This window comes from Methanosarcina sp. Kolksee, assembly GCF_000969945.1.
GTDB lineage: Archaea > Halobacteriota > Methanosarcinia > Methanosarcinales > Methanosarcinaceae > Methanosarcina > Methanosarcina vacuolata.
This window is the reverse complement of sequence record NZ_CP009524.1, coordinates 679,443-693,052: the sequence shown is the minus strand read 5'-3', so window position 1 is coordinate 693,052 and position 13,610 is coordinate 679,443. Positions and strand designations below refer to the sequence as shown.

The following is a 13,610-nucleotide window of genomic DNA, read 5'->3' as shown; positions in this document are numbered from 1 at the left end:
GTGTGACTTTGATCACGGACACTAAATTGGCCTTTTAGGCAATTCCGCTGCCCAAATAAATTAGGTGATCAAATAAATTAGGTGATAGGTGATATTATTGATATGCGGTCTTGAATTGGAAACCATCTTATCCATAGTTATCCACAGGGAATGGCGAAGAGCAAACTTGTTTGTCGCTACTTAAGTGTTTTTTTCTAATACCTTGAACTTTACAGTAAACTCAGTACCTTTGTTCCTTTTTAATTTAAGCTCTCCGTCTAACTGATTTACTAAAATGTTTATTAATTGCATGCCAAGTGACTCGATATTTTCTAACTTCAGACCTTCAGGAATTCCGTTTCCATTATCTGAAACTACCAGACAGAACTCGGACTTGTTAATTCCATTAATTGTCTCTCCATGCCTGCGAAGTTGAATTCCAATTTCTCCTTCTTTCTTTCCAGTAAATGCATGTTTGAGAGAATTAGAAATAAGTTCATTGACAATAATGCCTAAAGGAACAGCAGTATCCATATCAAGAAATGTATTCTCTTCCAGATCCATATTCAAGCGGATATTTATGCTGCTAAGTCCATAAGTCATCAACAGGTTATCAGCTAACTTTTTAAGATATGCTGAAAAGTTCAGTTTTTCTGCCTGCCCTCCTTTGTAGAGTTCTTCGTGAATTAGAGACATTGAAAGTACCCGGTTCTGACTTTCACTGAAAGCTTGCTTGACTTTCTTATCCTCAAACTTTTCGGCCTGGAGATCCAAAAGAGAAGAGATTACCTGCAAGTTATTTTTGATTCTGTGGTGAATCTCTTTTATGCGGACTTTTTCGAGTTTTACCAGAGCTTCTTCTGTTTTTTTACGTTCAGTTATATCCTGAACTATTCCTCTAACTCTAATAGGAGTGTTTTTTTCATTGAAAATTACTTGTCCTTGTGCATAGAGTATGCGTTCTTCTCCATTAGCTGAGATAACTCTAAAATCAATTTCAAAAGATTTCCCGTAAAAAGCTTCTTTAAAAGCATTATTCACAGATTCTCTATCCTCTGGAAAAACAAGATTAAAAAATGCATTATAAGTCTCATATGAATCATCAGTCTCATCGAATTTTAGAGAGTCAAGTCCGAAAATATTGTATATTTCATCTGACCAGTAGAATTCATCAGTCACCAGATTCCAGTCCCAATTTCCTAGATGGGCTATTTTTTGAGCTTCACTTAATCTTATTTTATTTTCAAGTAATGAGTTATAAGCTTCTTCAAGTTCAACTGTACGCTCTTTTATTTTTTCTTCTAAAGTATCATTTACTTTTTTTAATGCTTCTTCAGCTCTTTTGCGCTCGGTAATGTCAACTGCAATACAGATGACTCCAACGATGGTTCCTGTAGCATCGCGCAATGACTCAGTTGTCATCTCATGGAATAAATCTCCGCCAGCGGAAACAGGCCTATGGATAACCACTTCATCACATCTGCTAACACCACTAGCCAAAACCTGCTTTTTGATGGAGACAAATATCTCGGCGTCATCTAATTGATATACATCATAATCGCTCTTACCCAGAAGATCTTCGAGTTTAAAACCAGGCGAAGGATTATAAGCCCAAGTATATCTCAGATCACGGTCTTGACTGGAAATAACAACAGAAGATCCCTGCAAAGCAATACGGAAACACTCTTCGGACTTACGTAACATTTCTTCTATTTGTGCTCTCTCTATAATCTCTGCCGCCTGCTGAGCTAGCAGGTCAATTAGCTGAAGGTCATGGTCCTGTGGTTTATGTGGTTTTTTATAATGCGTTGAGAACATGCCGAGTAATCTTCCTGATCGACTCACAATTGGTGTAGATTGTACCGCTCGTATTCCAGCTTTAAGCTGGATTTCCAGAGCAGGAGTACCTACAAAAATTGGGCTTTGTTCAACATCCTCGACAATTACCCGCCCTTTAGATCCAAGCGCCGTACCACAAGTTCCACTTCCCACAGATACACTGTTCCAGAAGTCCAGCCACCATTTAGGAAATCCACGAGAGGCTACAATCTTAAGTTCAGAGGATTCAAGGTCCAGTAATTGGATATTGCCAAAGTCAGCATCAGAAATTGCAATTGCAGCATCGACTATTTCGACAAGAACAGGTTCAAGATTACCTTCTCGAACAAACAGTGTACCGATCTTATGCAGCCTGGTCATGGCATTAAGGTCGGACAGTAGATATTTTTTGTGATTATTCAATGCTTTCTCTGACCTGGCCTGCTCTATCAGGTCAGCTGCCTGCCGCGCTAGCAAGTCAAGACTCCAGAGATCATACTCGTTTGGAGAATAAGGAAAATCCCATTGAGTCGTAAGGATACCAAGAAGCTTACCCGTCCGGCTTAACATCGGTGTGGACTGAATCGCTCGTACTCCGGCCTCACGCATCACAGTCAGGGAAGGTGTCCCGGCAAATATAGAACTTGTTTCAACATCCTCAATAACAATACGCTCTCCATGTTGCATCACCTTTCCACAAACTGAAGCCATGTTCTCAGCAGATGCAAAATAGTCCAGGAAAGGCTGTTCGTGACCATAATGGGCAACAATATGTAACGAATCATCCTCAAGGAGTTGCAAGGTACCCATTTTTGCTTCCACAATAGAGATTGCTGCGTCCATTATTTCTTTTAATAATGGTTGAATCCCTTCAGCTCCCAAAAGTTTTGTACTCAGCTCATGTATTTGAGTCAGTGCTTCCAGGTCGGCTTTTACCAGAAGATGTGCTTGCCTTATCTCCAGATCCAGTTTATCAATATCATGCTCAGGTTCTTCATTCTGCTTCAAATATGCTTTTAGGCTCTGTATTTCGTCTTTTAAGGCACGGTTTTCATCCACCAGTAGCTTATTCTCATCTAATAATGCTTGACATGTTATAGGCTCCCAGCCATCAGTATGTTTGGTAGTCATATTTTTATACTGACCTTTTAAGATTAATTCGATCTTGCTGATTAGGTTCTCTGAAATCATTTTTTACTTTAATATTTGATTAACATCCCCAATATTTTGTAGATAGGATGATAGTTTCTGCTTTTTTGACACTGCTTTTTGAGATATTTCGCTTGACAGATATTATATTAGTTTGACAGATATTATATTATAGGACTTACGCAGTTGAACTGAAGAATCAGCAGCATTAGACAGCAAACTGTCTAAAACATTACTTTAATCCACAGTCTTTGTTGTAATTGATTTTGTTCCTCAAGTGCGTAAATCCTAATATTAGTTATTTTGATAGCCTGCTCCCATGCTTGAGACGCTTATAGCGGTGTAGATTTATAAGGAAAGTTTTTTTTCAAACGTTATATACTCTTGCATCGGGACACATCAAGAGAATATAACGTTTGAAAATAGAGATAATCGAACAAAAATTGTATTTCTTCAGAGGTTTTATTCACACTGTCAGTACTTGATGCTTTTTTTAGATACTTGCTCTTTCGATGATATCGGCTGCACTAAGAGCTAGAAGATCCAACATTTGAAGTGTATCTTTGTCTGGCTTATGTGGTTTTTTATATTGTGTTGAAAACATGCCAAGTGGTTTTCCTGACCGGCTCACAATTGGTGTAGATTGTACCGCTCGTATTCCAGCTTTAAGCTGGATTTCCAGAGCAGGAGTACCTACAAAAATTGGGCTTTGTTCAACATCCTCGACAATCACCCTCTCTTTGCGTCCAAGCGCCGTACCACAAGTTCCTTTTCCCACAGATACACTATTCCAGAAGTCCAGCCACCATTTAGGAAATCCACGAGAAGCTACAATCTTAAGTTCAGATGATTCAGGGTCCAATAATTGGATATTGCCAAAGTCAGCGCCAGAAATTGCAATTGCAGCATCGACTATTTCGACAAGAACAGGTTCAAGACTGCCTTCGCGAACGAATAAAATGCTGATTTTATACAGTCTAGTCATTGCATCGAGGTCAAAAATCAATTGTTTTTCGCGCTCACTATAGGTTGTCTCTACCTGTTTGTAATCCAGATCAATTTTACCTGTAGTCTGTTCAAGTCCTTCAGCCTGTGCCAGACATGCTCTTAGACTCTGTACCTCTTCCTTTAATGCATTGTTTTCATCTGCCAGTAATTTATTCTCATCCAATAGTGCCTGATACATTGTGGATTCTTGACTTGTAGTATATCTAGAGTTCATGCTTTCCACTCTCCATAAATAATATGTTTAATCCTCGAAATTTTGAGTTTTCTATATAATTTGTATTACAGGCTATCTAAAAACTCAATTCATTTATACAATGGATAACTGGATATTGTTTAGTTTAAATTAGAATCGGAAATTTTTCTGAAACTCCGGCGTATATTTACCTTTAAGTCGAATTTTGCATCCCACTTGTACAATCAAATTTAGTTTTTGAGGCTATCCGATGATCTTTATTTTTAATTATAGTTACCAGATATAAAAATAGGAAGCGGATTTTACATATTAGAAAATGAATTAAAATAAAAATATTAACTTAAATTAAAAAATATATATAGATAGATGAATAATTTTCATATTTATATTGGCAACTAGTAATAATCATTCTTTAATTATTAGATATATAGATAAGTTGTATTATTTAATACCTACTTTAGGCGACAAACATATTAACACATTAATATACTTATGAACTATTTTTAATGAGTATGGTTGGAAAAAGAAAGGCTCTTCGTTGTCTTGTGTGGATATCCTCATAATATTCTCATAATATTCTCATAATATTCTCATAAAATCCAGCGCGTTCTTTAATTGGAAATAGTATTACATAGAGAATGACGAAGAACCAAAAGAAAAGATCAAAATTCGGATAGATGATTACAAAAAACACAGGCGATTATTATCCCAAATTGACAGGGATTCGGAATGTGCAGGAAAAGCTCTTTGTTTTGTATTTTTATTCATTTGATCGAATGAATAAACACAACGCGCACTTATTTTTATATAACTGTCAGACTCAGGCTGAAACGTAGAATATTAAAACACAGAATACTGAGATACAGAATACTGAGACACAGAATACTGAGACACAGAATACTGAGACACAGAATACTGAGACACAGAATACTGAGCCTATCTCAAAAATCAAAATTTGACTTTTGAATCTCTCGTACAAGCTCCCTAAAAAAAGATCAAAAACTTGGAATACAAAACCAATCACAGCCATCATTGCTGCTAACAAACGTTTTCGAAGAGATTCAGGCATTTATTTAAAAATATAAAAAAGAAAAGTGCTTTATGAATATAAAGCGTTTATTCCTACTTCTTAATGACCTTATCCCTTAGTTACATTCCGTAGTCACGCCATCAAATTCCTCTGGATTAGCTTCGGCTTCGGCCTTCGTGGCGCGTACAATGCCATCCTTGTGAACAGGCGGTGAATAGATCGTATAGAAATTTAAAGAACCTGTTTTCAAAGTGTTGATGACATTGTGCTGGGCACCTGCCGGCACAACCACTGCAGATCCGCTACCGACTTCATATTCGTTACCATTAATTATGCACTTTCCCTGTCCTTCCTCAAAGCGGAGAAACTGGTCGGTTTTCTCATGCACTTCTATTCCGATATCTTCCCCGGGCTTGAGGCTCATAAGCACTAGTTGGTTATGCTTTGCAGTATAGAGTACCTTGCGGAAATTGTTATTCTCCAAAGTGGCTTTTTCGATATTGGTAGAAAACCCTTTCATTTGATTTTTTGCCTTTTCTACTGTCTTGCATGTCTCCTTTCCAGCCATACTGGGAAGTTCTTTAGCGCTTACTGCCGCTACGGTAATTGATAGTAGAAAACAAACTGCCAGCAAAATGCCCAGTGTCTTTTTAAGACTCATTTGTTGACTCCCCCAACCTGTTTTAACTTAATCAATTTTGCAGATTTTAGATATTCAATTCACCCATGCTGGCAGATATATTCATCATTAATAAATTGTCCAATGTATTTTGATGAGGATACTAACAGTAGTAAATTCTATCCTCATTTTATATCATGGAACTTGCCAGCAAAGGCGATTTCAAACACACGCAATAGAATAATTATATTCAATGAATATAATATTAGCAGAAATATAAATATTATATGAATAAAAATAACGACTACAAATTGATTTTTTACATATAACTTTCCCAAAAATATTCGCAATGTCTATATTTTTCAGTATTTCTTCTTCAAAGGACAACTTTGTCATTGGTTTGCCAAGTTTGGAACGTGGACTCATGCATATTTAGATAACCGAGAAAAATCGAGTTTCTGATCCTGAAATATGTTCCAGAAAATCTTACTGAGCGAAACTGAAAATTGGTTTTGGGATAAGCTTGCAAATTGAAACTTGAATTAAAGATTCAGGTAAAAGGCTTTTTTGATTCAAAACTCCTTGAAACCCTGCTTTTAGACAATAGACTTGAGGTAATTTTGCCTTGTGCATTAGCCTTAAATATTAGGTTTGCCTAAATATGGACAAATTAAAAAATTAGGCCTGCCTAAATATAAGAGCAAAAATATGAAACTACCAGTTATCTGCCCTGAAAGAGAATGCTGTTGCGGAAAAACGAGATGCACACCAGGAAAAGGGCTTCCGAAAATCATACTTATAGGAAACCCTAACGTGGGAAAAAGCAGCCTTTTCAATGCCCTCTCCGGAAGTTATACACTGGTCTCCAATTATCCGGGGACCTCAGTTGAAATCACCCACGGAAAAGCAAGGATCGGAGATAGGGAATATGAAATCATAGACACGCCAGGGATGTACTCCCTGCTCCCTGTAAGTGAGGAAGAAAGGGTCTCTCAACTTCTGCTTTTTGAGGAAGAGGCTTCAGTTTACCTCCATGTAATAGATGCCCGAAACCTCAGGCGGATGCTTTCTTTCACCCTGCAGCTACTTGAAGCCGAGCTTCCTCTTATTCTTGTCCTGAACATGATGGACGAAGCTGAAGAAAGAGGGATTGAAATCGATATCTCTGAACTCAGCCATTACCTGAGAATCCCGGTTGTTGGAACGGTTTCAAGTGAAGGAAAAGGGGTAGAGGAACTTAAAGCTACAATTTTGGAGTTTACCCCTGGAAACAACATTCAAAAATTTAGGCAAAAACTTGACTACGGTACAGAAATTGAGCCATATATCGAAAAAGTTGAAGGTTTGCTTGACCCCGCAAAAAAAGCCGAAATCTCAACCGAAATCTCAACCGGAATCTCAAAAAGAGCGATCTCACTCCTGCTGCTGCAGGAAGATCGGACAGCCCTTGAATACCTGCAAAGGGCTGAAAAAACCCCAGATAGCGAGGGAAAAAGTCGCGGAAAACGCTCCGAAGAAATCCAGAAACTTGCAGAAGCTGCATCAAAGATATCTGAAGTCCCTCTTTCCTACCTGTTCACCCTGAAGCGCCAGGAACATGTAAACGAAATCACAGAACAGGTAATGAAAACGCCTGAGAAAATCGAGAGAAAAAGTAATGGGAAAGCCAAAAAAAGAAGAGCAGAAGAAGATACTGGAATAAATAAAAGTAAAACACAGACTCGAAATCTCGGTTTTTCCGAGAAAATTGACAGTATTCTCATCCATCCTGTACTTGGGATACCTGTGTTGTTTTTAATCCTGTACTTCGGGCTCTATCTATTTGTAGGCGTATTTGCAGCAGGAACAGTTGTTGATTTTCTGGAAAATACGGTCTTTGGAGGATACATAAACCCCCTTGTAACTGCAAAGTTCACGTCGCTGGTACCCTATCCAGCTCTGCAGGACCTTTTTGTGGGAGAATACGGAATTTTTACCCAGGCCGTAACATATGCAATTGCCCTTATCCTTCCGATAGTGGGAGCCTTTTTCCTTGTGTTTTCCATCATAGAAGACACGGGTTATCTTCCAAGGCTGGGCCTGCTCCTGGATGGCATGTTCAAGAAAATAGGGCTCAGCGGAAGGGCAGTAATTCCAATGGTGCTCGGGTTTGGCTGTTCTACAATGGCTACAATGGTCACCCGCACCCTTGAAACAAAAAGGGAAAGGCTCATTGCAAATATCCTGCTGGCTCTTGCAATTCCCTGCTCGGCACAACTAGGCATTATTATTTCAGTCCTCTCGGGAAACCCTGAAAGCCTGCTTATCTGGGCTGTAGTAATAATACTGGAATTTATCCTGATAGGTTTCCTGGCTTCCAGAGTCCTGCCAGGAGAAGCCCCTACCTTCATACTTGAAATGCCCCCTCTCAGGAAACCGAAGCTTTCGAACATAATGGTTAAAACTTACTCCAGAATGCACTGGTATTTTCTGGAAGTTCTGCCCCTATTTGTACTGGCGAGTGTTCTGATCTGGATAGGCAGGCTAACAGGCCTTTTTGCCCTTGCCCTGAAAATCATAGAATACCCAACAGTCTGGATAGGCCTGCCTCCTGATGCAGCTGATGTCTTCCTTTTCGGTTTCTTCAGGAGAGATTTTGGGGCAGCTGGACTTTATGGAATGCATGACTCAGGATTACTAACAGGTGTGCAGCTCGTAGTTGCAGCCATTACTCTTACCCTTTTCATGCCATGTATAGCTCAGTTCATGATGACGATAAAAGAAAGAGGTTTAAAAACAGCCCTTACAATTTCGGGTTTCATTTTCCCGTTTGCCTTCCTTACAGGCTTCATTGTAAATAACCTGCTAAAACTGCTGGGGGTTAACCTGTGAAATGCCCACTCTGCGGAAAAGAATTTGAGAAAGCTGATGAAACGAAATGCACCGGCTGCGGGAAACTTCATAGCTGTAACAAACAGTGCTGCCCGAACTGCGGATATGAACTTGTACAGGAAGCAAAGATTATTCAATCCATAAGGAAGTTTTTCAAATGGTAACTAAAAACTCACATTTTAATCTGAAAACTATAACTCTCTGCGCAATGGAACCCAGAAAAACCGGAAAAATTGACCACCTTGAAACGAAGAACCCGGGAATTCTACAGAAGTTAATAGCTATGGGTATCCTGCCTGGTATGCCTATTACCCTACTCAGAAGGTCACCTTCGTATCTTTTTGAGGTTGACCAGACCAGGTATGCTGTTGATAAGGAAATTGCGAATAATATTTACGTTAGCTATTGATTTGCCTCCAATGAAGAGGTACAGGAAATGGCCTCGGAAAGATACCCGTCCGAACGCACAATCAAAAATATAAGAGAGTGAGGGAGAGGTCCTCATAAGAGCACCCATTTATGACCTCCAACATTCATTTACGTTCTCCAAGGAAGATCATCATCCCTGAAGGTGAAACTTCTTTGTAAATACCCTCCAGTACTTCAAGCAAATCCTCTTCGCCTCGCCAGAAGGGGAATTTTCCAAGCCTTTTTGGAAGAACTGCTGCAGCCGGAGGGATATGAACCTCAAGGGATAGGCTTTTTCCTTCTTCTGGATTTTCAGGAAGCTTACCCCAGAAAGTTTCAGGATCAAGTGGCAGAGGCTCCGGAAAAAAAGGAGATATTCCTTCTTTATTTTTGGCTCCGGTTTCGGTTCCGATCTCAACATCCGGCTCTTCCAGGAATCTTCTGGCTTCTGCAACAAGGTTCTGGTTTTCCGGGCCCGAACCCTTTCCGAGAATGGACATAAAATCATCCATATCTACTCCCCTTAGCTTAAAGATAAGGAAAGGGTCCCTATCAAATTCTTCCCCGAGCAGATAGTAGACGGCTGCAATATGCTTGCAGGGGTTTGACCAGTCAGGACAGGAACAGTCGGTTTCAAGGTCTTCGAGCTTTTCAGGGAAAAGGGAGAGACCTATTTCCTGGAATGCAGAGTCGATATCTTCCGGCATTTCTCCTGCGAGGAGCTTGGCTGCAAATATAGGCTTTAAGGTAAGCCTTTCTGCAAGACGTTCCCATTCGGAACCGTTCAGTGTACGGACTTTGATTGTTACCGAGTAGGGTTTGGGGCTTGAACCCTGGACTTTGGCTCTTACAAGACCTGTTTCTATTTTTATGGAAGTTACCTGACCTTTACGAGCATAAGTTTTTCCGCGGGTTAACCTCGCCCCAAGGTTAAAGCTTTCAAGGGTTTTGATCCAGCGTTTTGCCCACCAGCTCTGGACAAAGCTCCCACGTTTGGATTTTGCTTTGATTCCACCTTTGACCTCAATTGGCTTTGAGGGTTCATAATAACCATAGCCATCCCAGTAAGCTGCCATATTATTCACCTACCGCTTCTTCTCTAAGAGTGAAAATATCCTTTAATTCCTCATTGGAAAGTTCTGTCAGCCAGGATTCGCCTGTCCCGACGACATTTTCTGCGACCTGCACTTTATGCTCAATAATCTCATCGATTTTTTCTTCAAGCGTGCCTGCACAGATGAACTTGTGAACCTCGACGTTTTTTGTCTGACCTATACGGAATGCCCTGTCAGTTGCCTGATTTTCAACAGCTGGGTTCCACCAGCGGTCGAAATGGAATACATGATTGGCCCCAGTAAGGTTAAGCCCCGTGCCTCCGGCTTTAAGAGAGAGGACAAAAATCGGGAGATATTCTTTTCCCTCCTGGAAACGCTCAAGCATCCGGTCCCGCTGCTTTCTGGGAACCCCGCCGTGCAGGAAAAGGACTTCACAGCCGAAGCTCGCCTGCAGGTGCTCTTTTAGTATTTTTCCCATTTCCGCAAACTGGGTGAAAACAAGGGCTTTTTCTCCGTTTTCCAGAACCACATCCAGCATTTCGGTAAGCCTTTCGAGTTTTCCTGACCGTCCTGGAATTCCGGAGTTGTCCTTCAAAAACTGTGCTGGATGGTTGCAGACCTGCTTGAGCCTGGAAAGGGCAGATAGAATTATTCCTTTTCTCTGGATTCCCTCTTCATCAGCTTCTTCAATTGCCTCTTCGATATCTTCGAGGACTGCCGCATAGAGTGAGGCCTGTTCTTTTGTCAGTGTACAATAGGTCTTCATCTCCATTTTTTCCGGCAGGTCAGAGATGATCGAACTGTCAGTCTTCAGGCGACGCAGGATGAAGGGACTTGTAATTTCTTTTAACCTTCTTGCAGCTTCCGGGTCTCTTTCGGCCTGAATGGGGATAAAGAAGTTCCGCTTGAAGCCGGCCTGACTGCCGAGGAAGCCGGGATTTAAAAACTCCATGATGGACCAGAGGTCGCCTACATTATTTTCAACCGGAGTCCCTGTAAGAGCTATGCGGTAATCGGCTTCCAGAGCCCTGGCAGCTTTTGCCTGTTTAGTTTCAGGGTTTTTGATATTCTGGGCTTCGTCAAGTACCACTCCAGCCCAGGGAACACCTTTTAAGAACGTAACATCCCTCTGCAAAAGCCCATAGCTTGAGATAACAATACTATGTTTCATAGCTTCTTTTTTGAATTCCTCTTCTTTTTTCCGGCTGGTGCCGTGGTGTACCATTACCGAAAGTTCAGGTGTAAAGCGAGCAGCCTCTTTTTTCCAGTTATTGATAACCGAAGTCGGACAGACCAGAAGGACCGGTTTTGTGGCTACAGGTTTTGCGGCGTTAGGAGCAGTAGAAACATTAGAAGCAGTAGAAGCGTTAGAAACGTTAGGAGCAGTAGGAGCAGTAGAAACGTTAGGGACGCTAATGAGTTTTGAATCTTCACGTCCGGCTGCCCCTTCTTCAACCTGTTCCAGGTCATACTGGATAAGAGCAAGCGTCTGGATGGTTTTTCCAAGCCCCATGTCGTCTGCAAGGCAGGCTCCTATGCCTAATTGCCTCAAAAAAGAGAGCCATGAGTAACCTCGGAATTGATAAGGCCGAAGAGTTCCTGAAAAACCATTGGGAGCCGGAAGTTCTTCAAATCCGGTTTTGTCCTTTAAGCGACTGATTAATTCTCCAATCCAGCCTTCTGCATTGATCCCTTCAAAATCCAGACCTTCGGCGTTTTCGGATACGCCCACAGCAAGCTTTAGAACCTCGCGCAGGTTTGCTTCTCCATGGGGGTTCTTCTTCCAGAACTCAAGAGCAGCCTTGATTTCAGCATCGTTTACCTCAACCCACTGCCCGCGAACCTTCACAAGTGGAGCTTTGAGTTTTGCAAGAGCCTGCAACTCTTTGGCTGTTAACACCCTGTCCCCAAGGGCGATTTCCCAGTCAAAGCTGACGATTTTGTCGAGGGTAAGCCCGTTTCCGGCCTGTAACTTCTTGCCCTTAACCTTTGCCTGGGCTTTTAAGTGAGTTTTTGTACCCTTGCGAGTCCACCAGCCAGGAAGAAGTATTCCAAACCCGGCCTGGCTTAAGTTCACTGCATTTTCAGTCAGGAAACGGTAAGCCTCTTTCGTATCAAGGGAATATCCGGCTGGGTTGGGAGCCTCAAGGCTGGAAGCGATTCCTGCATTAATACCGGCAGCCTGCCCGAGGGAAGATAACAGAAATTGACGAATGTTTTTCACATCATATTTTTTCAACGGGCTGCCCTTTTTTGGCTTCCAGGCTTCTTTTACAGGGATCAGAAGGCTTGGGTCCTCGTAAGACTGAAGCAGGTAGCGGACGTACCACAGCCCTTTGGGAATTTCGATATCAGCTATCTCTTCCCTGCTTCTTTTGTTTTCTGTGATTTTTTCGAGTTCTGTGGTTTCTTCGATTTCTTCGTCCTCAACTGGTTCTTCCAGCCGAAAACAGAACCTGAAAGGTGAAGTAGTAAGTATTGTGAGGGGACGCTGCCATTCACGGGCCCGAGCCTCAAGCTGAATAAGTTCGGTATCATCTCCAGAGATCAGCCCGTCCGGGCTTTTCAGGGCAGAAACCCAGGCATCATGGATACTATCAAAGGACTTTCTTTTGCGCGTCTCTTTTACAAACCCTTCTCCTATTTCGGATCGGACTATCCAGTCAAGAGAGGCTTCAATAAACTGCCTTGCCACTAAAGTTGCAGGCATTTCAGGCGGCACGGCAGAGGATTCAGGAGCAAGAGCCCTGGAAGCAGGAGGCATTTGCTTTGCCAGCTTTGCCAGCTCTTCTGCATTTTCTCCGGAAAATACGGGTTCCCAGAAAGCCCTGTACTCTCCTTCTTCTTCCCTGACTCCAGGCAGGTATTTCTGTCCTGCGACCAGCGAACCTGCAAATTTAAGGGCGTCTGCCCACCAGAGTAGGTCACTTCCTGAAATGATGCCAGGGGCTAAAACTCGTTTTCCCATGCAGGCGCAGAGAAGAACAAGAGTTTCTTCAGCTTCCAGAGAGTATGCATTAACCGTCCAGGGAGCCAGTGAAAGTTCGGCTTTAGAATCAGGGATCTCAGCAACCAGAGAGCTGGAAGGAACCGGGTTCCCGCCTATAGTCGGCATCCAGACGTTAATTTTTTCGGCCTCTTTTCGGCCAGGACTACCCAGCAATAGCTCAAGAGCAGAAAACAGGTTTTCAAAACTCGAATCATAAGGATAAGGCTTTGCCGTCGGATTTTTAGGTTTTCTCCCCCGCCGGGCACCCTGAATTTCGTTTTCAGCCGGGCTTTCACCCCATAAGAAGAACTGTTTTCCAATTCTGCCTGCATGAAGAATTATCATGGATATTGTATATTAGCAAAGAAATATAAAAAGGAATCGGAATGAGCTGCGTGAAAACTCCATTTGTTCTTCGGCATATATTATAAAAAAGTCTTCCACTGTTACATAGTTAATATTTCCATAATTATTTTCCACGATTGCAGGAC

9 protein-coding genes are annotated in these 13,610 nt (G+C 41.7%); 4 read left to right on the top strand and 5 right to left on the bottom strand.

The window, feature by feature from the left end; all coding sequences use genetic code 11:
* Positions 1-180: 180 nt before the first annotated feature.
* From MSKOL_RS18615 to MSKOL_RS03000, 3 genes are all read right to left on the bottom strand, one after another.
* Positions 181-2,988, bottom strand: coding sequence for a histidine kinase dimerization/phosphoacceptor domain -containing protein (locus MSKOL_RS18615; protein ID WP_052725321.1), 2,808 nt, complete (start codon positions 2,986-2,988; stop codon positions 181-183).
* Positions 2,989-3,439: 451 nt separating this feature from the next.
* Entirely contained in the window at positions 3,440-4,168 is a 729-nt protein-coding gene (locus MSKOL_RS03005) for a GAF domain-containing protein (RefSeq protein ID WP_048153603.1), read from the bottom strand.
* Between the two features lie 1,124 nt (positions 4,169-5,292).
* The gene (locus tag MSKOL_RS03000; RefSeq protein WP_231592393.1) at positions 5,293-5,838 is read right to left on the bottom strand and encodes a cupin domain-containing protein; all 546 of its coding nucleotides are present in this window, start codon (positions 5,836-5,838) and stop codon (positions 5,293-5,295) included.
* Positions 5,839-6,326: 488 nt separating this feature from the next.
* Between MSKOL_RS03000 and MSKOL_RS21285 the strand changes: the two genes are divergently transcribed.
* The 4 genes from MSKOL_RS21285 to MSKOL_RS02990 are packed head-to-tail and all read left to right on the top strand — an operon-like array spanning position 6,327 to position 9,076.
* On the top strand, positions 6,327-6,455 hold the full coding sequence (locus MSKOL_RS21285) for a hypothetical protein (protein ID WP_255351963.1): 129 nt from the start codon (positions 6,327-6,329) through the stop codon (positions 6,453-6,455).
* Positions 6,456-6,504: 49 nt separating this feature from the next.
* Positions 6,505-8,667, top strand: a complete 2,163-nt coding sequence (gene feoB, locus MSKOL_RS02995) for a ferrous iron transport protein B (protein WP_048158114.1) — start codon at positions 6,505-6,507, stop codon at positions 8,665-8,667.
* Positions 8,664-8,831: a hypothetical protein gene (locus tag MSKOL_RS20610; protein ID WP_197078813.1), complete on the top strand. Its 168-nt coding sequence runs from the start codon at positions 8,664-8,666 to the stop codon at positions 8,829-8,831. Before feoB ends, MSKOL_RS20610 begins: the two co-directional genes overlap by 4 nt.
* The gene (locus tag MSKOL_RS02990) at positions 8,825-9,076 is read left to right on the top strand and encodes a FeoA family protein (protein WP_048117933.1); all 252 of its coding nucleotides are present in this window, start codon (positions 8,825-8,827) and stop codon (positions 9,074-9,076) included. Before MSKOL_RS20610 ends, MSKOL_RS02990 begins: the two co-directional genes overlap by 7 nt.
* 124 nt (positions 9,077-9,200) lie before the next feature.
* Here the strand turns inward: MSKOL_RS02990 and MSKOL_RS02985 are convergent, their stop codons facing one another.
* Both MSKOL_RS02985 and MSKOL_RS02980 read right to left on the bottom strand, forming a co-directional pair.
* Positions 9,201-10,151 (bottom strand): SWIM zinc finger family protein, encoded by a 951-nt coding sequence (locus MSKOL_RS02985; RefSeq protein ID WP_048153600.1) that lies wholly within the window; start codon positions 10,149-10,151, stop codon positions 9,201-9,203.
* A gap of 1 nt (position 10,152) precedes the next feature.
* A complete protein-coding gene (locus MSKOL_RS02980) occupies positions 10,153-13,464 on the bottom strand; it encodes a DEAD/DEAH box helicase (protein WP_048153599.1) in 3,312 nt (1,103 codons plus the stop codon).
* Positions 13,465-13,610 lie beyond the last annotated feature (146 nt).